Source organism: Paenibacillus sp. FSL E2-8871 (genome assembly GCF_038000345.1).
GTDB lineage: Bacteria > Bacillota > Bacilli > Paenibacillales > Paenibacillaceae > Paenibacillus_AQ.
This window is the reverse complement of sequence record NZ_JBBOBV010000001.1, coordinates 5,748,016-5,768,457: the sequence shown is the minus strand read 5'-3', so window position 1 is coordinate 5,768,457 and position 20,442 is coordinate 5,748,016. Positions and strand designations below refer to the sequence as shown.

11 protein-coding genes are annotated in these 20,442 nt (G+C 44.5%); 3 read left to right on the top strand and 8 right to left on the bottom strand.

Going from position 1 to position 20,442, the window contains the following annotated elements; translation table 11 throughout:
• Window positions 1-178 precede the first annotated feature (178 nt).
• From gltB to NYE25_RS25855, 3 genes are all read right to left on the bottom strand, one after another.
• Window positions 179-4,774 (bottom strand): glutamate synthase large subunit, encoded by a 4,596-nt coding sequence (gene gltB / locus NYE25_RS25865; RefSeq protein WP_341147195.1) that lies wholly within the window; start codon window positions 4,772-4,774, stop codon window positions 179-181.
• A 363-nt stretch (window positions 4,775-5,137) separates the two neighbouring features.
• Window positions 5,138-7,492 carry a YhgE/Pip domain-containing protein gene (locus tag NYE25_RS25860; RefSeq protein WP_341147194.1) on the bottom strand — a complete coding sequence of 785 codons (2,355 nt, stop codon included), beginning with the start codon at window positions 7,490-7,492 and terminating at the stop codon, window positions 5,138-5,140.
• A gap of 203 nt (window positions 7,493-7,695) precedes the next feature.
• Complete coding sequence (locus NYE25_RS25855) at window positions 7,696-8,271, bottom strand: TetR/AcrR family transcriptional regulator (protein WP_179085738.1); 576 nt, start codon at window positions 8,269-8,271, stop codon at window positions 7,696-7,698.
• Between the two features lie 267 nt (window positions 8,272-8,538).
• Between NYE25_RS25855 and NYE25_RS25850 the strand changes: the two genes are divergently transcribed.
• Window positions 8,539-9,726 (top strand): MGDG synthase family glycosyltransferase, encoded by a 1,188-nt coding sequence (locus tag NYE25_RS25850; protein ID WP_076299152.1) that lies wholly within the window; start codon window positions 8,539-8,541, stop codon window positions 9,724-9,726.
• 69 nt (window positions 9,727-9,795) lie between these two features.
• Here NYE25_RS25850 and NYE25_RS25845 read toward each other — a convergent pair whose 3' ends face one another.
• From NYE25_RS25845 to thpR, 3 genes are all read right to left on the bottom strand, one after another.
• Complete coding sequence (locus NYE25_RS25845; protein ID WP_341147193.1) at window positions 9,796-10,479, bottom strand: metal-dependent hydrolase; 684 nt, start codon at window positions 10,477-10,479, stop codon at window positions 9,796-9,798.
• Between the two features lie 74 nt (window positions 10,480-10,553).
• A complete protein-coding gene (locus NYE25_RS25840) occupies window positions 10,554-11,444 on the bottom strand; it encodes a cell wall hydrolase (protein ID WP_076283914.1) in 891 nt (296 codons plus the stop codon).
• Between the two features lie 77 nt (window positions 11,445-11,521).
• Entirely contained in the window at window positions 11,522-12,124 is a 603-nt protein-coding gene (gene thpR / locus NYE25_RS25835) for an RNA 2',3'-cyclic phosphodiesterase (protein ID WP_339269029.1), read from the bottom strand.
• Between the two features lie 88 nt (window positions 12,125-12,212).
• On the opposite strand from thpR, the gene NYE25_RS25830 reads away from it, so the two are divergent.
• Both NYE25_RS25830 and NYE25_RS25825 read left to right on the top strand, forming a co-directional pair.
• Complete coding sequence (locus NYE25_RS25830; RefSeq protein WP_341147192.1) at window positions 12,213-13,169, top strand: D-2-hydroxyacid dehydrogenase; 957 nt, start codon at window positions 12,213-12,215, stop codon at window positions 13,167-13,169.
• 78 nt (window positions 13,170-13,247) lie between these two features.
• Window positions 13,248-13,643: a GrpB family protein gene (locus NYE25_RS25825; RefSeq protein WP_341147785.1), complete on the top strand. Its 396-nt coding sequence runs from the start codon at window positions 13,248-13,250 to the stop codon at window positions 13,641-13,643.
• A 96-nt stretch (window positions 13,644-13,739) separates the two neighbouring features.
• Here NYE25_RS25825 and NYE25_RS25820 read toward each other — a convergent pair whose 3' ends face one another.
• Window positions 13,740-18,536, bottom strand: coding sequence for a glycosyl hydrolase (locus NYE25_RS25820; protein WP_341147191.1), 4,797 nt, complete (start codon window positions 18,534-18,536; stop codon window positions 13,740-13,742).
• A 318-nt stretch (window positions 18,537-18,854) separates the two neighbouring features.
• The gene (locus NYE25_RS25815; RefSeq protein WP_076283910.1) at window positions 18,855-20,264 is read right to left on the bottom strand and encodes a deoxyguanosinetriphosphate triphosphohydrolase family protein; all 1,410 of its coding nucleotides are present in this window, start codon (window positions 20,262-20,264) and stop codon (window positions 18,855-18,857) included.
• Between the last annotated feature and the right edge of the window lie 178 nt (window positions 20,265-20,442).

The following is a 20,442-nucleotide window of genomic DNA, read 5'->3' as shown; positions in this document are numbered from 1 at the left end:
CAAACAAGTTTACCATACCGTTTTTTTCAGAAAATTACAAAAAAGAAACAGTCTAACGTTCTTTAGACCGAGGATTCGTTTCGATTTGAACAAAAAGGACCTGGCCTCCCGCAAACGAAAGAGTCCAAGTCCCTTATATCACTTCATTCAATATTACCTGTTTTCAGAATGCAGGTATTTAGCCACCTACACGTGCAAGCTCGCGCATATTCGCTTCAAATGCAGCCATCAAAGCAGCCTCGCCGGTCAATCCGGTTTGCTCCACTTTGCGAATCTGCTCCATCATCCGTTTGTAATCCTTCGGAATGACACGAACAAACTTCGGCAAGCTATCTGCCCACTGATCCAATACCCGCGCTCCCGCCTTACTGTCTGTAAGCTCTACATGACGGCTAATCAGCTCGCGCAGCTCTTCGATCTCTTCTGGCTCTTCCACTCTCTCGAGAAGTACCATCTCGAGATTGCAACGGCCGATGAAGGATCTCTCTGGATCGTAAACATAAGCGATACCACCTGACATCCCTGCCGCAAAGTTACGGCCTGTTTCACCAAGAACAACCACACGGCCTCCAGTCATGTATTCACAACCGTGGTCACCCACACCTTCTACAACAACCTTCGCTCCAGAATTACGAACGGCAAAGCGTTCACCGGCGATACCGTTGATATAAGCTTCTCCAGCTGTTGCTCCGTAAAATGCAGTATTTCCGATAATGATATTGTCCTCAGCTGCAAAGGTAGCTTTTGGAGATGGTTTGATAATAATCTTACCACCCGAAAGTCCCTTACCAACGTAGTCATTGGAGTCGCCTTCCACCGTAAGTGTGATCCCCTTAGGCACGAATGCACCCAAGCTTTGACCAGCAGAACCGGTGAAATGAAGACGAATCGTATCATCAGGCAAGCCGGCTGCCCCGTATTTACGTGTCAGCTCGCTACCAAGGATGGTTCCAACGGCACGATTAACGTTCGTAATCGGTAACGATGCTTCTACAGCCGTTCCTGATTCCAGTGCAGGTGCAGCCAGATCCAGCAGTTTAGAGACATCAAGCGTCTCTTCCAGACCATGATTCTGACGTTTACTGCAGAAGCGTGTGCTTCCCTCTGGCATTTCCGGTACATGCAGCAGACTACTCAAATCTACGCCCTTCTTCTTCCAATGCTGCGAAGCTTGAGCAGCGTCTAAGCAATCTGTACGGCCAACCATCTCTTCAATCGTACGGAAGCCAAGACTCGCCATGATTTCGCGTAAATCCTGTGCCACAAAGGTCATAAAGTTAACTACATGCTGTGGATCACCCGTAAAGTTCTTACGAAGATCTGGATTTTGTGTCGCTACACCAACCGGACAAGTATCCATTTGGCAGACACGCATCATGATACAACCCACAGCTACTAACGGAGCAGTAGCGAAGCCATACTCTTCAGCACCTAGTAATACAGCTACGGCTAGATCGCGACCGCTAAGCATTTTTCCGTCTGTTTCCAGTACAACGCGGTCACGCAGATTGTTCAGCATCAACGTCTGATGCGTTTCGGCCAAGCCAAGTTCCCATGGCAGACCTGCATGACGAATGGAGTTCATCGGAGATGCACCTGTACCCCCGTCATAGCCACTTACCAGGATAATATCAGCGCGCCCTTTGGCTACGCCAGCAGCAATCGTACCTACTCCGACCTCAGAGACGAGCTTAACATTAATATTTGCACGTGGATTGGCATTCTTCAGATCGTAGATCAGCTCTGCCAAATCCTCAATCGAATAAATATCATGATGCGGCGGAGGTGAAATCAAGCCCACACCAGCTGTTGAACCACGCACTTCAGCCACCCATGGATAAACTTTACGTCCTGGAAGCTGTCCGCCTTCCCCTGGTTTAGCACCCTGAGCCATCTTAATCTGGATCTCATCAGCGTTAACAAGGTAGTTAGATGTAACTCCAAAACGTCCGGAGGCTACTTGTTTAATCGCACTGCGACGGGAATCGCCGTTGCTGTCCGGGATATAGCGGGCTGGATCTTCTCCACCCTCACCAGTATTACTCTTACCACCGATCCGGTTCATTGCAATAGCGAGGGTCTCATGCGCTTCCTTACTAATGGAACCAAAGGACATCGCACCCGTCTTGAACCGTTTCATAATGGACTCCACTGGCTCTACTTCTTCTAATGGAATCGGTTCATAAGCTGACTTGAACTGCAACAAGGAACGAATTGTCAGATGCTTCTCACTTTCACCTTGAACAAGTGCAGCATATTTCTTATACAACTTATAATCCCCACTACGCACGGAGTGCTGAAGCAGATGAATGGTCTGTGGGTTGAACAAATGATCTTCCCCATCGTTTCGCCATTGATAATCACCACCGGAATCAAGCACTTTATCATTTCCGTCTTTTTCCGTGAAAGCACGGTTATGATGGATAAGTGCCTCGGTTGCTACTTCCTCCAGACCAATACCGCCAATGCGGGAAGGTGTCCAAGTAAAGTAACGATCCACGAATTCCGAGTTCAGACCCACAGCTTCAAAGATCTGCGCGCCCCGGTAGGATTGAATAGTCGAAATCCCCATTTTGGAAAGAATCTTAACTACGCTCTTAGTCGCAGCTTTAATATAGTTCTTCACAGCCTTCTCATGCGAGATTCCCCGCAGTAAGCCTTGGCCGATCATATCATCTAAGCTTTCAAAGGCCAGATACGGATTGACTGCACTCACACCATAACCAAGCAGAAGTGCATAATGATGGACTTCACGAGGTTCACCGGATTCAAGCAAAATACTAACTTTTGTCCGTGTTCCTTGCCGGATCAGATGGTGATGCAAGCTCGATACCGCAAGTAGAGCAGGAATCGCAGCATTCTCACGGTCCACACCGCGGTCCGTCAGAATCAGAATGTTATGACCTTTAGCCATAACGCGATCAGCAGCCTCGTTCATACGATCAAGCGCGATACGCATTCCTTCTGCTCCGAGCTCAGCTGGAAAAAGAATCGGAATAGACATCGACTTGAAGCCTGCACGACGAACATGACGAATTTTAGCAAAATCTTCATTCGAAAGAATCGGTGTGTGCAGCGAGATTTGGCGACAGCTTTCTGGTTCTGGTTTAAGCAAGTTACGCTCTGGTCCAATTGTAGTCGTAGTAGAGGTAACCAGCTCTTCGCGAATAGCATCGATTGGTGGATTCGTTACCTGAGCAAACATTTGTTTGAAATAATTATATAGACGCTGCGGACGGTCTGAAAGCACAGCGAGCGGCGCATCATAACCCATGGAACCTACAGCTTCAGCGCCAGTAGATGCCATTGGTTCAAGCACCTTGCGCAAGTCCTCAAAAGTATAGCCGAACGCTTGCTGCAGCTGCTGCACATTATCATGCTTAGGATTTGGTAGCTCAGGCGCATCTGGAAGCTCTTCGAGACTAATCAAATGCTCATCCAGCCACTGGCGGTAAGGCTTCTCAGTGGCGATAGCCGATTTGACTTCCTCATCGGAGATAATACGGCCTTCCTTCGTATCCACGAGCAGCATGCGTCCAGGCTTCAGGCGGTCTTTATATAAGATGTCCTCTGCTGGAATGTCCAGTACACCCGCTTCGGAGGATAGAATAATCATGTCGTCCTTTGTTACATAATAACGAGCAGGTCGCAAGCCGTTACGGTCCAGAATAGCGCCGATTTGCACACCATCTGTAAAGCCCATTGCAGCAGGTCCGTCCCATGGCTCCATCAAAGTGCTGTGGTATTCGTAAAAAGCTTTCTTGTCGGCGTCCATACTGTCATGATTGCTCCATGGTTCAGGAACCATCATCATGGCTACTTGTGTCAAGGAGCGTCCGCTCAAATAAAGAAATTCAAAGGTATTATCGAACATTGCAGTGTCCGATCCATCCGGGTTTATAACAGGTTTGATCTTGCTCAGATCTTCGCCGAACACTTCACTCTTGAACAGCGACTGGCGGGCATGCATCCAGTTCACATTTCCGCGCAAGGTATTGATCTCACCATTGTGGATCATAAAGCGGTAGGGATGCGCACGTTCCCAGCTTGGGAAGGTATTCGTACTGAAACGGGAGTGAACTAACGCGATTGCTGATTCCAGCTCTTCGTTCTGCAAATCCAGGTAGAATTGTCCGACTTGTTCTGTAGTCAGCATGCCTTTGTACACGATCTTACGACATGACAAGCTTGGGATATAGAAGGCTTCAGCCTCTTCTACACCACCGTAGCGAATCGCAAGCTCTGCACGTTTGCGGATGACATAAAGCTTACGCTCAAAAGACAATTCGTTCGTAACCGAGGCCGAGCGACCGATAAACACTTGGCGCACAAAAGGTTTTGCAGCCTTCGCGGTTTTGCCAAGCATTTCATCATAGGTAGGTACATCACGATAGCCGAGTACTTCCTGACCTTCTTCAGCAATAATTTTGCTTAAGAGAGCCTCATGTTGAGCCCGAACTTTCTCGTTATGAGATAGAAAAATCATACCTACGCCATAATGGCCTTGTTCCGGCAAAGCGAAGCCAAGCTTCTGGGCTTCACTAGCAAAGAAACGGTGCGGAATTTGAAGCATGATACCTGCTCCGTCACCAGAGTTGGGTTCGCTACCTTGTCCGCCACGATGCTCCATATTAAAGAGCATTGTTAAAGCGTTACTAACAATATCATGGGACGGTTTGCCTTTAATATGGGCTACAAATCCCATGCCGCAAGCATCTTTTTCGAACTGGGGATCATACAGGCCCTGTTTTCCGGGCAGTTCAGTGTGTCTCATCGAACGCAACCTTTCTATTATAAAGTATGGCGTAATCTTTGGAAAATTTTTCAGATTAAAATTTTAATAATTATTCAAGCCAGATTAGTGCTATTATTTTATCACCGGGGTGACAACAGCGCAATTTAAACTTTTTTATGATGCTGATTAACATTTCTTTTTGCGACACAGCTTTAGTGGACAAAAGTTTAAAAAAACTCATCTATGTATAATTATGCATAAATGACGCATAAGAACTTATGCAATGAAAGCGTTTCAAGAATTTTCATCACCCTTGAATGTTTGCAAGAAAAAGGGTTCTATGATTTAAACTCAAAAAAAGCGTCTCCCGGAGGAGACGCTTTTTAATTACTTTTTTTCAAATTATACAGTCATAGCTTGTTCACTGTTCATTCCAGCTTCATTGTCCCGACTGCGGGTCATGAAGTAAGCGAAAGTAAGAGCAAGGAACCCAAGACCGAAGATTGCAAGAACACCTACGTCACTCCACATTGCACTGAAGTCCCCTGTAGAAATTACTGATTTAAGACCACTAACTGTGTAAGTCATAGGAAGCAGTGGGTTAAAGAATTTCATCCAGCTCGGGATCAATTCAAGTGGGAATGTTCCGGCACTAGTTGTTAATTGGAAAATAAGAATAACGATAACAACAAAACGTCCCGGTTGATCCAGCCAAGTAACAATGGATTGAACTACCCATGTGTAAACTAGACTAGTCAAGAATGTAAATAGGAAGAATAGCGGTACACTTTGTACTTCTAGTCCAAGTCCGTACAATACAACCACAGCAGCCAGCATAGACTGGATAAAGCTCATGATTGAGAACGTAAGCGTACGGCTGATAAAACGATTCATACGGCTTGCGCCTATTACAGCTGATTCACGCATTGGAATAACAATCGTAGAAATCAGAGCACCTACGAACAACCCAAGAGATAAGAAGTAAGGAGCAAATCCTGTTCCGTAGTTTGGTACATGATTTACTACTTGATCCTCAACCACAACCGGTTGTGCGAACATTTCCATCATTTTATCTGACTTATTCACGCTGCCTGTTTTTTCAGCAGCATCGCTAAGCTTAGTTGCCAGTTCTGTTGATCCAGATTTCAGATCATCCATACCATCTTTCAGCTCGCCTGCACCGTCAGCCAGTTTTTTCGAACCATCTGCTACAGCACTGATACCGGAACCTAGTTCGCCTACACCGCTTAGCAGTTTTGAGGTACCATCGCCAAGTGCTTTACCACCTTCAGCCAGCTTGCTGCCTCCAGCTGCAGCTTCTTTAAGCTTCGCACCAAATTGTTGCATCCCTGCATTCAGCTTATCGCCACCCGTTACAAGTGCAGATGCGCCTTGTGCCAGTTTTTGCTGTCCTGTCAAAAGCTGTGTGCTACCAGCATTTAATTGTTGCGCTCCATCATGCAACTGAGTTACACCAGCAGCTACCTGCTGTGAACCTGAGTGCAGTTGAGTTGCACCTTGTGCCAGTTGCTCTTGCCCACTGTGGAGTGCAGTAGCACCCTGTGCCAGCTGCTCTTGACTTTGTTGCAGTTGCTCACTACCTTGTGCAACAGCTGCACTAGCTGCTAGGAGCTTCTGTACGGCCGGATTCTGTGCCAACTCAGGACTAGCCTGTGCCAATTGCTGCAAGCCTTGAGCGACCGCTTTAGCGCCCTCAGTAACCTTTGTGCTACCTTCTGCGGAAGCCTGCAAGCCTGCCTCTAGCTTCGCGCTGCCATCCACGGAAGAGGTTAAACCTGCTTCCAGCTTCGCGCTGCCGTCAACTAAAGATTGTGTTCCTGCTTGTAATTTAGTAGTACCATCTACAGCAGACTTCGTACCTGCTTGAAGCTGTGTGGCACCTGTTACAGCTTGCTTCAAGCCGTCACTAAGCTGTTTACTGCCGGCAGCGCTTTGTGCAACGCCATCTTGAAGCTGTGTATGAGCAGCCGACAATTGTTGCAAACCGCCTGCCAAAGTGCTAGAACCCGTTTGAATTGCAGTAGCACCTGAATTTAAATCAGACACACCTTTAGTAAGTGGTTCTACACCATTTTGAAGTTTACCTGTACCATCTGTCAGTACAAGAAGATTATCTTTCAGTTTCAAGGCTCCGTCATCTAGCTTACCAGCGCCATCTGCGATCTTGGAAGCTCCATCTCCCGCCTCGCCCAATCCATCAGAAACTTCTGTAATCTGATTGAATACAGACTCCACATAAGCCTCTGTTACCTTAGCGGATACTTTAGATTTAATTTCTGATACAGCCGTTCCACCGATCTGTCCGGCCAGGAAGTTGTAGCCTTCATTTGGCTCATAAATAATTTTTGCCGGTTGTGGTTCATCATCCAAAAGCGTTGTTGCTTTAGCAGAGAAGTCTTCTGGAACAATAATCGCCATATAATAGGTATTGTCCTTCATTCCTGCTTGTGCTTCTTCTAGTGAAACAAAGTTCCATTGAAAGCCATCGGTTACCTTAAGCTCCTCAACCAGATCATCTCCGGCCTGAAGTTGTTTTCCTTCATAATTAGCACCGACGTCTTGGTTGACCACAGCAACCGGTAACTCATTCATCTTGCCATACGGATCCCAGAATGCCTTTAGGAAGAATCCGCTATACATCACCGGAATAAATAGGATGGCAATCATCGGAATCAGCACCTTTGGATTTCTCAGTGCTGCGCCAAGATCCTTGGTAAATACGGATAATGATTTCATTCTGGTTCTCTCCTTATGAGCTTATGCTCTCTTTAAAATGCTTTGTTTGCGAAATATTACGTAACACTAGGTGACCGTTTTCCCCATTCGGTCAATTCAGGGGATAAAAAAACGCCTTTCGGCTCTTCTTCAATGCCTAAAACAGCTTGGAAATTGTTAAGGGAAAGCAATCTAATCACGCCATCCCTATCCTGAATCAACGCTTACTGTGCCAGTCCTTCGGCGAGAAACAAATGAAAGTACATCTTGATCTGTTCCTTGTCCAAGGGAGTATGTGTTTTATTCAGTTCAGCAGTCAATACAATATATAGCCTGAACATGACTACAGATACGATTTTAGGATCGCAAGGTTTGATTTCTCCCTTTTCAAGGGCTTGTTGCACCTCCCGTTCTAAATATTCTAAAACTAAGTTCTCGATCTTCTCGAGCCCTTCTCCTGCCTGCGGCGTTCCGAATTCGCGACTCTCCTGGGAAAGCTTGATGAATAGCTCCTGCTCACTTCGAAATTCCAGCAGGGCATCCAGCACACGATGCAGGTTATCAAAGAAAGGTCTGTCTCGCCTGATCTCGCGATCAGCAATCATCTTCATTTCTACCATCATATCGCGCAGGATCTCATCAAACAATTGCTCTTTGTTTGTAAAAAAGGTGTAGATGGTTCCTTTCCCGACATTTGCGATCTTAGCAACCTGATCCATGGTAGTCGCCTTATAGCCGAATAATGAAAATGATTTTGCTGCGGCCTGAAGCACCTGCTGTCTTCGATCCACCACTGCCACCTGTGCCCACTTCCTTTCTCCAGAAAATATCATTACCGCTGACTATCTGACCACTTTACTAATCCGGTCAATTGGTCATTCATTACTTTAACATGTAGCTTTGCAGTTTGCAATACTTTAGAAAATCTTTTATTTTTTTATTTATTGCAGGGTTTTAACTTTCTATTTACGTCTTATTTGTATAATGTGAGTAGAGAACAGTTTTCCCTCATCTATTTAAGAAGAAATTCCGCATTTCTATTGAAAAGGAAAGTAGCAGGTGAACTTATGCGAAAGAAAAGAGTACTGCTGTTTTCGGAAGGCTTCGGTACGGGCCACACAGGAGCAGCCTATGCTCTGGCCGAAGGAATAAAGCTGCTGAATCCGGATGTCCAGTGCCGAGTCATCGAGCTAGGTAAATTTCTTAACCCGATGGTCGCCCCATGGATTCTTTCCGCTTACCGAAAAACAGTTAGCAGCCAGCCTAAGCTGGTCGGCATGATGTATAAGACACAATATCATAAATCATTGAACCCGTTGACTAAGATGGCACTTCACCGGATTTTTTATACACATGCCTCTCAAGTGATCGAACAGCTAAAGCCTGATTTGATTATTTGCACACACCCCATTCCGGCCGCTGTCATTTCCAGACTAAAGCGTCGTGGATTGGAGGTTCCGCTGTATACGTTAATTACAGATTATGATGCACATGGTAGCTGGGTAAATTCCGAGGTCAATCGATATCTCGTCTCTACCCCACGCGTCAAATCAATTCTAACAGGCCGAGGGATTGCTCCTGAGCTTGTAACGGTCACAGGCATTCCTGTGCATCCGAAGTTCTGGGAACGATCCAACAAGACGCTGCTCCGCAAGGAACTAGGTCTAGCCGATATCCCTACTGTTCTCATAATGGGTGGAGGCTGGGGACTGATGTTCGGCAAAGAGATTATGAATTCACTCACAGCCAGAATGGATAACATCCAACTCATCTTCTGTATGGGCAGTAACGAGAAGCTTATAGCCAAAATGAAGTCCAATCCAAGGCTTAATCATCCTAACGTCAGGATTCTTGGATACACCAGTGAAATCAATAAACTGATGGATGCTTCCGACCTTCTAATCACAAAGCCTGGCGGTATGACCTGTACCGAAGGTCAGGCTAAGGGAATTCCAATGCTCTTCTATAAAGCTATTCCAGGTCAGGAAGAGAAAAACTGCCAATATTTCGTAGAGCTAGGACTAGCAGAGGTACTTGACTGTGAGGTAGTGAACAAATGGTTCTCTATGATGCTTCGTGAGTATTCTGTTCTCGAAGAGCAGCGTAAACGCCGTCTAGCCCCTGATAAACATCAACCGCAAAGTTGCGCGACTACTGTTCTGCAGATGTTAGGCAACCCCGCAGACAAAACAGCTGATATCAGAGGAGCAAGATCTCAAGCCCGAGGCGAAGAGCCTGTGTGCATTACACCATAAAGAAAAGCAGGTAGCCAGGGAAATTCCCGGCTATCTGCTTTTTTTGTATAGACATGTAATCAGGATTTATTAAATTTCTATACTTTCACCAGCTTTAAGCGGGAATCCCTCTATCCCCTCTTGTCGCAGACGATCACAGAAATCCACAGCATCCTGAGCAATATCCGGAAATGTATTGTAATGAAGTGGTATGACCTTGTCCGCTTGAAGCCAGCGCGCAGCAAGGAGCGCATCGTCCGGTCCCATGGTCAGCATATCGCCAATTGGCAGAGCCGCCAAATCAATCGCAGTTCTTTCACCAATCAGACGCAGATCGCTGAATAGTGCGGTATCACCTGCATGGAATAACGTCTTCCCCTCAATCGTCAATAAAATACCTGCGGGTTGTCCAGCATAAATCCAAACGTCGCCTTCCTGAATCGATGAGGAATGAAACGCCTGAGTATATTTAACGGTAATGGCATCATAAATATGACTGCCGCCTATATTCATATGTTTAACCTTGGCACCCTTCATTCGGCAGTATTCTGCAAGCTCAAAAACTGCAAAGATCGGACAATCATTCTGTTTGGCAATTTGCACAGCATCACCTAAATGATCCGAGTGACCGTGAGTCAGCAGGACAGCATCTACAGTAATGTCATCAGGTGAAATACCGGAGTTCGGATTTCCTGACAAAAAAGGGTCAATAATAACTTTCGCTTGCTCTGTTTCTACCAGCAGCGCTGAGTGTCCGTAATAAGTGATCTTCATGACAATTCTTCCACCTCCAGGGTTATATAGTCTAGTTTACCCTATAAATAGCTGAGGTTCACAGATAAGGTCAATTATTTATAAAACGTATGATTACCAATGGTCTTCACATACTCCTGCGAATGATGTACGGTAAGATCCTGCGCAAGCTTAAGCGATAGGAAAAAATAAGTACTATCGGGAACTTCCTTCACCCCAGAGAGCGCCGCGTTCACCGCTTTAATACTATCATCATTAGGCTTGACACGTTTAAGACGCCCGTTAGCTACAGGACTGAATTGATGCTTTTGATAAATGACCTTATATATCGTGTCGGGGAAATTGGCTGACCGTAGCCTATTCAGAACAACGTTGGCAACTGCCACCTTGCCCTGGTACGGTTCACCTTCCGCCTCTGCCATTACAATTTTTTGTAGCAGAAGCAGTTCTTCTTCGGATACTGCGTAGCGCCGGGTTGCTTTACTTTGCTGCTCCTGGCTTAATAGCTCGGTCCGAGAGAAGTATAATGTTGTGAGGGGATTTTTCTGAGATGCCGAGACTGTCTTAACTACAGTCTGAGCGCTCTTTTTCGCTGTCGCTTTCTGCGCAGCTGAATTAGATTGTGCTACATCAGCCTTTACCCGAACTATGGAAGCCTGCGATGTATTTTGTGGCTTTATTTTATTCTTACTAAGCCATTCTACACTCTGCTCTGGTTTCCAAGTGGAACTAAACAGGTTAACTGTGCTGTAAAGCTTATTCGTTTGTGAAACTTTTGTAGTGCCCCTCGTCTTACTAGATTTTGATTCTTCTTGCAAATAATTAATTACCGATGCTCGGCTGGTGGATTGCAGCTTATCCATCTGCAGATTATCTATTTTCCCCTCGGCAACCTGATTAGGCTGCATTAAGCTTATGGCAGAGAAACACACTAGTATAACGCCAACAAGCAACGCGATACAGCGGTTTTGTTTAAAGATTAACATGATATTCCTCCTATTTCACGGCACATTCCTATTGTATGTAACCGAAAACGGAAGCTTTGAAAACTTAAATACCGATTTTAAAATGTAATATTTTCAATCATTTCATACATAGGAATGGCATACATTCTGGTAGCATACAACACAAAACTATCAATCGTCCAGTCTCTATGAAAGATTTTTGATCTTTTTTCATCATCCAATTTCAGTAAATTTTCCAGCAATTTATCATCAAATGAAATTTTTCCAAGGTACTTTCGAGCCACTGTGAGATGTGGTTTGTACTCCCTGGATTCGGCCGAAAAACCTAAAGGAAGTGTAGCAGTGTGTACTCTCGCAGCCAGTAAATTCAGCTCTTCTAGTTCGCCAGAAACCCCTACCCATAAAACTTTTGGAGCCTTTGGCAGACCAAATGTATTCCATTTGTCTAAGGATAGTTTGAAGGGGCTGCATTGCTCTGACATCTGCTTCAACGACATGATTAAATCCGGGATTTTCGTCTTTGGGGTGTCTCCTAAAAATTGCAGGGTAATATGATAATCCTCTGGATGAGTCCATTTTGCAAAATGAAACTTTTGAGATAGGTTAGAGCACTCTTCCGCCACAACTTGCCCAAGTTCTGAGGGTAATTTCACAGCAATAAATAATCGTTCTGAATCTTTATCCGACACGTTAGCATCCATATCAATTTCACCTTCTCCTATAGATTTGGTATCCTTATCCTATAACATTATCCATTTTCATCAAACCTTAGAGCAGGAGGAATACATCATGACTAAGTCCATAGTATGTTTACAACCACTTACAGCCGAGCAACAAGAAAGGATCAAAGCAGCAGCCCCCGGTTATACATTCATACAAGGAGACGGCAAAAATCCGGATTTACAGCTGCTAGCTGATGCTGAAATCGTAATCGGCTGGGCTAAAGGCATCGCCGATACGCTTCTTCGTCCAGATTCGCCCCTTCGCTGGGTCCAATCCTGGTCTGCTGGAATTGAGAAGCTCCCGTTAGAGCGTTTTAAGGAACGTGGAATCCTATTGACTAGTGGGAGCGGAGTGCATGCCGAGCCTATTTCTGCGGTAATCTTTGGCTTCATGCTTCTCTTCACACGTAATTTGCATACAGCTGTTCGCAATCAGATGAACCGCTACTGGAATTCTGACGGAAGTGAGAGTGAATTGTTCGGAAAGACAGCCGTTATTGTTGGAACTGGAGCCATCGGCAGCGAAACTGCCAGAATCGCTAAAGCTTTCCGGATGAAGACGATCGGAGTAAGTCGCTCAGGCAAGCCACTCGCTGATTTTGATCAAGTATATACCACTGACCATCTGCCAGAAGCTGTGAGCCAAGGCGACTTCATCATCAATATACTCCCTATCACCGATGAAACTAAGCAATTATTTAATACTGCTATCTTCTCTGCCTTTAAACAAGGCTCTTATTACATTAACGTTGGACGTGGAGCGACTACTGATACTGAGGCTCTAATCCATGCACTGAATCGCGGTCACCTTCGTGGTGCGGGATTGGATGTATTCGAAACTGAACCCCTCCCGCAGGATCATCCACTTTGGACTATGGAGCAGGTAGTCATCACTCCTCATTCTGCTGGCATAACCGATCAATACGCTAATCGAATCGTAAATATTTTTACCGAAAATATAAATTCCTATTTATCTACTGGCACTCCATCCCTAAATCTCGTTGATTATGCCCGCCAATATTAAATTTAGTATTTGATTATTAAGAACACTTGTTCTATAATAAAAAAATCCAGGAATCAAGCATAAAGAGAGGTTAGCGAAATAGATGTTACTGTCACACAATACAATGAGGAATGGAATCTTATCTTCCAAGAAGGATCTCGTAAGATTAAAGAGATCTTCGCTGATGCACTTATTGATATTCACCATATTGGCAGCACTTCTGTTCCTGGGCTAAAAGCTAAACCAATCATTGATATGATGCCTGTTGTACGAAATATCGAAGTCATTGATGACTTCAACGCGCAAATGACAGAGCTCGGTTACGAATGTATGGGCGAGTTCGGTATGAGTGGCGAGGCAGCAGAACAATACGGTAATCTAAAAGAGGATCTTGCGAATCAATTTCCGAAGGACATTGAAGCTTATATGGATGGGAAAGAAGCATTTGTCACCGAACTAGAAAGAACAGCGCTTGAATACTATTCAAATCATTAACTATAAACTGATCATACAAAATAGTCCCTGCATGTCTATTAGACAATCCTAATGGACATGCAGGGACCCTTATTTCACACCTGGATCGCAGCGCTCTTAATTAGAAGCTATAATCTCGTCAATATAAGCTGTAGCGGTTCCAGCCGTAGAAGGTGTAACAAACTGAATGCCAATGGCATCCACTTTCTTCAAATTCTCAGGCGATAGATTGGAATTGTTGCTGAGATCAATCGTGAACTCCGTGAATCCATCCTGAGCAGCTATCTTCGCACCCGAATCTACCCATACTGCATAGCCACCTAATTGAAGAAACAGCTTCGCTTGAACATCAGGCTGGTCAGAGACGATTCTAACTTTAGCAGTAAGCTTGGAGAATGAGCTCAGATCAAGTGCAGCTACTTTTGATGCTGCTATAAAAGGATCTTTATCCTCTCCATTCCATGCGAAATCAAGCTTCAAAGATTGATTACCTTCAGCATATACATCAGAAGTTACTGTGGCTGTACCAGAATTGATAGCCCAACCGTCGTTACCCGTCTCGAAGCCATAGTGAACATCCGGGACAGCTTTCTCCAGAGATACTTCCTTCAAATAAAGCTTCGCAGTTCCTCCATCATTGGAAACATCCTCAATTTTAATCCCAATCGTCTTTACAGCAGCCAAATCTACGCCCACCCCTGCTGCTGCAGTAGGCAGTGAAATAGATAAGGTCGTATAACCCTTAGAATCTACAGGCACAGGATCACCGCTGTCGCTCCATTTCCAGTCCTCACCTGTCTTGATGAATAGACGCGCTTTAGCTGCACCACTCGAGAGCTTAACCTTAGCGCTGATCGTATCCAGCCCTGTAATATTCAGTTTCTCAGGATTAATAGCAAGTTCAAAGGATTCTTTGGAGCTGCCATTTGTATCATTGCCAGTATTAATCAAATCAAATTGTACACTTGCCGCTTCTTCATTGGCATCAAATACTGGAGGTTGAGCGTTGGCAGACGAACCGTTTGTTGTAGCCCATCCTGCAATATCAGCTTCTGTAGCGAAGGCGTATAACACGCCAGGCGCATGTCCCTGCGAACCTCCATTTCCTTCTTCCGACATATCCGGAAGTGTCCCGTCATAGACCGCTTGAATATCGTCAAAGTAGAGCGAACCTTCGTGGCTCTGTCCGTCCATCGCATTCACATACAAATTAAAGCTCTGAACTTGCTTCAATCTTTCCTGTGTAAGTTCTCCGGCTTTTCCCCAGCTCATCTCCGTCAAATTCTTCAAACTTAATACTATTTTACCGTTCTTGTCTGGATTAATGACCGGATAGGCTTCGAAATATCCTCCATCAATGACAAGCTGCACCACTAGCTTAAGCGGCTCACCTTTCTCAGCGTAAGCGTTGTCTCCATCGGAAGCTACCCACATACTGAGTGCATTATAGTCGGACCAGTCCATCGAACCCAGACTTTTACCTACCCCGGTATAACCTGCATTATTAATCGTATAGTGCAGTTTCATTCCGTAATCCCCGGATGCCTTATGTTCGGAGCTTAAAGATACGCTCACATCATCTCCGCCAGCCTTAGGATATTTGGCCACCAGTGCTTCATCGCTTGAGCCATAAGATTCAAAATTATCTACCAGTGCTTTGTCAGCAACAGGTGCAGTATACGTATTATAAAGACCGATATTATCTACATAGATTGGCAATTCACCTTCCACTTCCAAACCACTGCCAACCAGAGATATCGCTAGACCAGTGGCTTCGGCTGATTTAGTAGCATTATCCAGATCAATCGAAATATCAAATTTATAATATTGTGATCCACCCACGTTAACTTTCTCAAGATCGGACAAAGATTTATAGGATGAGTCCATGCCATACTTTGTATCCCAATCTGGTGGCAACTGAATGACACTGCGTACCGCAGCATTGTTAGCCTCATTCTGAGCAGCCTCCGGAATTAACACGGAGAACTTCACACGTGTAACTTGAGACAGATCCACTCCATCCAATGCAAGATCATTCAATTGCAGCTTCAGTTCCTGCCAAGTATCCTCAGCAGACAGCCCTTCAGTAATGTTAATAACAAGCTTACCGTTAGCATCTAGTGACGCATGCTGCAAGACCGTCTTGATCGTCTCTGCGTTATTGGCGAGCCCTGACCAAGTACCATTGTTTTGGATTTGCTCCAAATCCTTGTCAGTATCAAAAGTAAGTACCTTTATTGGCGCTTCATTGATTTTTAAGAATACAGAATTAGTCTGTGCAAGTGTAGCATCTCCAGTTCCATATGCCCTCACTGTAATCTCTGCTGAACTGCCATTCAGACTAGCGTCTGGCTGCCATGAAGCGCTATAGTAACCGTCCGCACCGAGCGTCATTTCCACCTCTACTCCAGAATCACCCACAGTATAAGTCGCTTTGCTAGGCACTGCATTTAATACCTTGGCCCGAATAACGGTTACGGCATCTGTTATTGTACTGATATTATTCGGAGTTACGATGTGGAGGAAAGGTTTCTTTCCTGCCACTTCAACCTCGAGATTGTACTTATTATCATCTTTCACATCGCTCGCAAAAGCCGTGAAATCATCTTTATAGAAATTCACGAAATCAGGAAGCAACTCATGATTTGCTTTGTTAGGAACATTCTTATAAGGAACATACAAATTATTACCTTCACCAAAGTTCGCCCAAGTCAGCATATAAGATATTTTTGCCGCATCAGGGTCAGCCTTGATCGCATTCAATACTTTAGTGAACCATTCCAGCTCATTATTGCCTGTTGTTTTCATACCAGCAGCACTATAACCATACTCAGATAGGGTAACAATCTTACCTTTGTCTTGAGCAAGCTGAGAAATCATCTTAAGGTCTTTAACAAGACCACCCAGGAAAGCCTCCGAACCCGCATTCTCCTTGTTGTCATACTGATCCATTCCAAGAATATCAACAAATTGATCACCTGGATAAGTCGTTAAATATTCACTTTCATTTCCATTAAAAGATCCGTTTGGTGAGAATACATAAAGGAAGTTATGAACGCCTTTAACATCACGTAGGTATTCAACTGTATATCTGTACAGTTCCGCGTATTCACTCTTTGTCGTTGTAGCCGCACCCCACCAGAACCAACCTCCATTTTGTTCGTGGAAAGGACGGAACAGAACTGGAATCAGGTTGCCATCGTCATCCTTAAGATTGTTCGCAAAATCAGAGATGCGATCCAGATATTTATTAAACTCTCCATTCTTATCTCCGCCCGGCAAAATACGTGATACTACCGAGCGCGTTGCTCCTTTGGAATTCCCTGTATCGTTAAAGCTTCCACCCGTAACAAAATTGTACGGATGTGTACTTAGCGTTACAATACCACCCAAATCATGAGCCTGCTTCATGGCAGCAGATAATCCTAATCTACTCGCTTCATAATCTCCGCTAACTCCAGGAGGATTCTCATATCCATCTAAACTAAGGGTGTCCCAACCAAAAACCCCAGGATAATCACCAGTGGAGCTGTATACGTCAGAAATAACATTTCCGTTCTTATCCTTTCCGGCAAAAGAGACGGTAGTATCATGCTGATGACCGAACATAACTTGTTTACCGCTCATGCTATCCAGATAAGCAAATAATGATTTGGTAGCAGTCGATGCATCTACGTCAACGATATGAACCCCAGCTTCTGGTGTTGCCGTTGGAGCAGCCGTTGCTGTAGGTTCCGGAGTAGCCGTCGGTACTGGCGTTGCTGTAGGCTCTACACTAGTTCCACCTGAGCCCCCAGGCGCCGGTGTGCTTGTTCCCTGTCCTACAAGAACTCCATCCTTCACAGTGTATGTTCCTTCTACTATAGTCACTCCATTTAAGACTACAGAGGAAGCACTTACTACAAGCTTGCTAATGGTACCTTTTGTTGTAATCAACGTTCCCGTTGCACCATTACCAATCACAAGCTGATCGATTGTAGAACCTGAGCCTACTTCTATAATAGAAGCACTATCAATAGTCAGTTGAGTGATGACCGTACGATCCTCTATAACGACCCGAACTTTTCCTTCAGGACGATTCACTTTTACAACAGCCAATTTAGAATTTTTTAAATGAATCGAATGCTCGCCACCACCAGATATAAGTACATTACCTTGTACTGTTACATTCTCCAAGACACCCTCACCATCACCAATACCGGAGGTAAGATAAAGGTTGCCTGATGCAGCTACATTCTTTAGTTCAACCCCACTTTGGTTAATGACAATATTCCCATGGATATCTCCCCCAGTGAATGTACCGGCTGTGTTGTAGTAGCCGCTAACCAATCTGTCAACGATAGTGACTACCTCTGCCCTTGTAATTGGTTCGTTCGGACGAAATGTACCATCTGGATAGCCGGATAGAATTCCACTCAATGCTAGGGTAGCCTCTTTAGCGTAAGCGCTGATGGATGCTTGGTCTGTAAAGGCACTCGCTTTAGTGCCTGGCTCCAGTGAAAAAACAGAAGCAATTAATGTTGCAGCATCTTGACGAGTTACTTCAGTATCCGCTTTCGCTTTATTATCAGGAAAACCTTTGTAATAGCCAGCTTGCTTCGCTATAGATAAAGCGCTTGCATACCAAGCTTTAGCAGGGACATCCGAGAATGACATTTCCGAAAGAGTGCTAAATCCAAATAGCTTATTAATAATACTTACAAGCTCAGCACGCGTTACTTTATGATCCGGCTTAAAAGAGCCGTCCGGATAACCTTGAATAACACCATTACCCTGCCACTTCTCTACACTTTCTCCAGCCCAGTGCGCCTTGAGGTTTTCATTTGTTTTTCCGTTAGCTAGCGCAGGCACAGCCATTGTAACGAGCATTACTGCTGTAAGAAATAGAGCAAAGCTTTTTTTGAACCTCTTCATTCGTTTTACCCTCCCGTTTTGTAAAGGTTTTCATTATTACTCAAGCAGAAGATTCGACTTCTTTATCAACCTCCCCATTTATTACCAATAACAATTTAGTTATTATATTAGCACTAAAGTGGCATACAAACAATAACTTATTTATATAAATAGCTATTTTGTTATAAAAAACACTGAATATCAGGGTTAACAAGCATAAATATAGTCGAATAAATAATAACGAAATACTAACAAAATATTCCCCGTTCTATAAAAAACAAACAAAAGGCCAGTCTCCAATGGATTGGAGGCTGGCCTTAACTTAATCTTATCTTTTATCTAATCCAAGTCATAAATCGATCCGACTTTCAACCCGTATAGCTCATTGTATATTTTCTCAGCAAAGGCATCCGTCATCCCTGCGATATAATCAATCACCATATGTTCCCACGTCCAAATAGGATTCGCTTGTTTCTGATCCTTCTCAAAGCGTTGCAGCCAGTCCGATGGAATAATGGCTTTGGATGTCTGCGGATCAAGAAAAGCTCCCCATAGACGGCGCAGAATCCATTCACTACGTTTCTGAAGCCGCTGTACTCGTAAATCACGAATCATCGTGACCCAAGCGAAGCTTTTCAGCACACTTACGGTCCGTAGCATATCCTCATCTTCTTTTCCTTCCTTTATAAAGGTGACCTTCTTCCAGTCTCCATCAGGAATCACCCCAAGACTTGCGACAAAGGTGCTAACCCAATAAGCCTTAACTTCACGCCGAGTTCTGGAATAGTCGTTCTCGCAGGTTGGCATCTTTTCCATCCATACTCGAAGAAATGAACTAAGCACCTCTTCGACCTTAGCGCGGATACCTTCCTCCTCCCAACCCTTCCAGAAGAAATCCTCTAACGTTGTAATTTTCTCTACGATCAGCCGCTGAATATAAGAATCATGCATAAAGTGTTCATGCACTTCAATCTTTCCAGCCTTAATTCCATCCTCCAAATCATGTGCAGAATAAGCGATATCGTCGCAAAGGTCCATCAGCTGAGCTTCCAACGTTTTCTTACCTGCTGGTATTCCCCACTCTTTGCGAATCTCCGAAATATATGCCCATTCGTGAAGGTACATTCCCTTCTTAAGTGAGGTACCGGGAAACGGATATTTATTTATTCCGAGAAGCACTGCATCCGACAGATTTAGTCCATCAATGTTCTCACGCTTCTCCAGAAACATAATCAGCCGATAATTATGAGCATTGCCTTCAAAATGCTCATAGCGCTGCTTCATCTGCTCATGAATGAGCAGCCTATCTGCACCCGTTGCTCCAGATTGCAGGGCAGCCTCATTCGTCTTCTTTTCAATAAGCTGGTCCAGAATGTTATCCAGTACCTCTTCCCCTTTATGCCCGAAAGGAGGATGACCAAAATCATGAGCAATGGCCGCGCATTCCACAACCTCTGGATCTATTACAAGTCCTGGGTTCTCAGCTTTACTTGTCTCCACCTCTGGATAAGATCTAAGCAGACTTTTCGCTGCCTCACGTGCAATCTGAGCGACTTCAAGTGAATGAGTTAGACGCGTCCGGTAATAATCACCCGTGCCAGCCCCGAACACTTGAGATTTGCCTTGCAGCCTACGAAAAGTAGGCGAATGAATCAAGCGTGAATAATCACGCTCATAAGCAGCTCTCGACGTTTCTAGGCGGGTAATTTCCGGATATTGCCGGTGTTCTCTTTTTTCAATAAGTGTCATATTCCCACCCCTAACCAAATGTCTATATATTGAACTTCATTATAAGGCATTTTCATAACAATTTTCACATCAAAATACAACGTTATCCCAATCCCAAACTGCAATGGAAGCAATCCACCAATCTAAAAGCAATTGAAATGGAGATATTAATCTTCGTAGGCAAAAAACATCTAGGAGG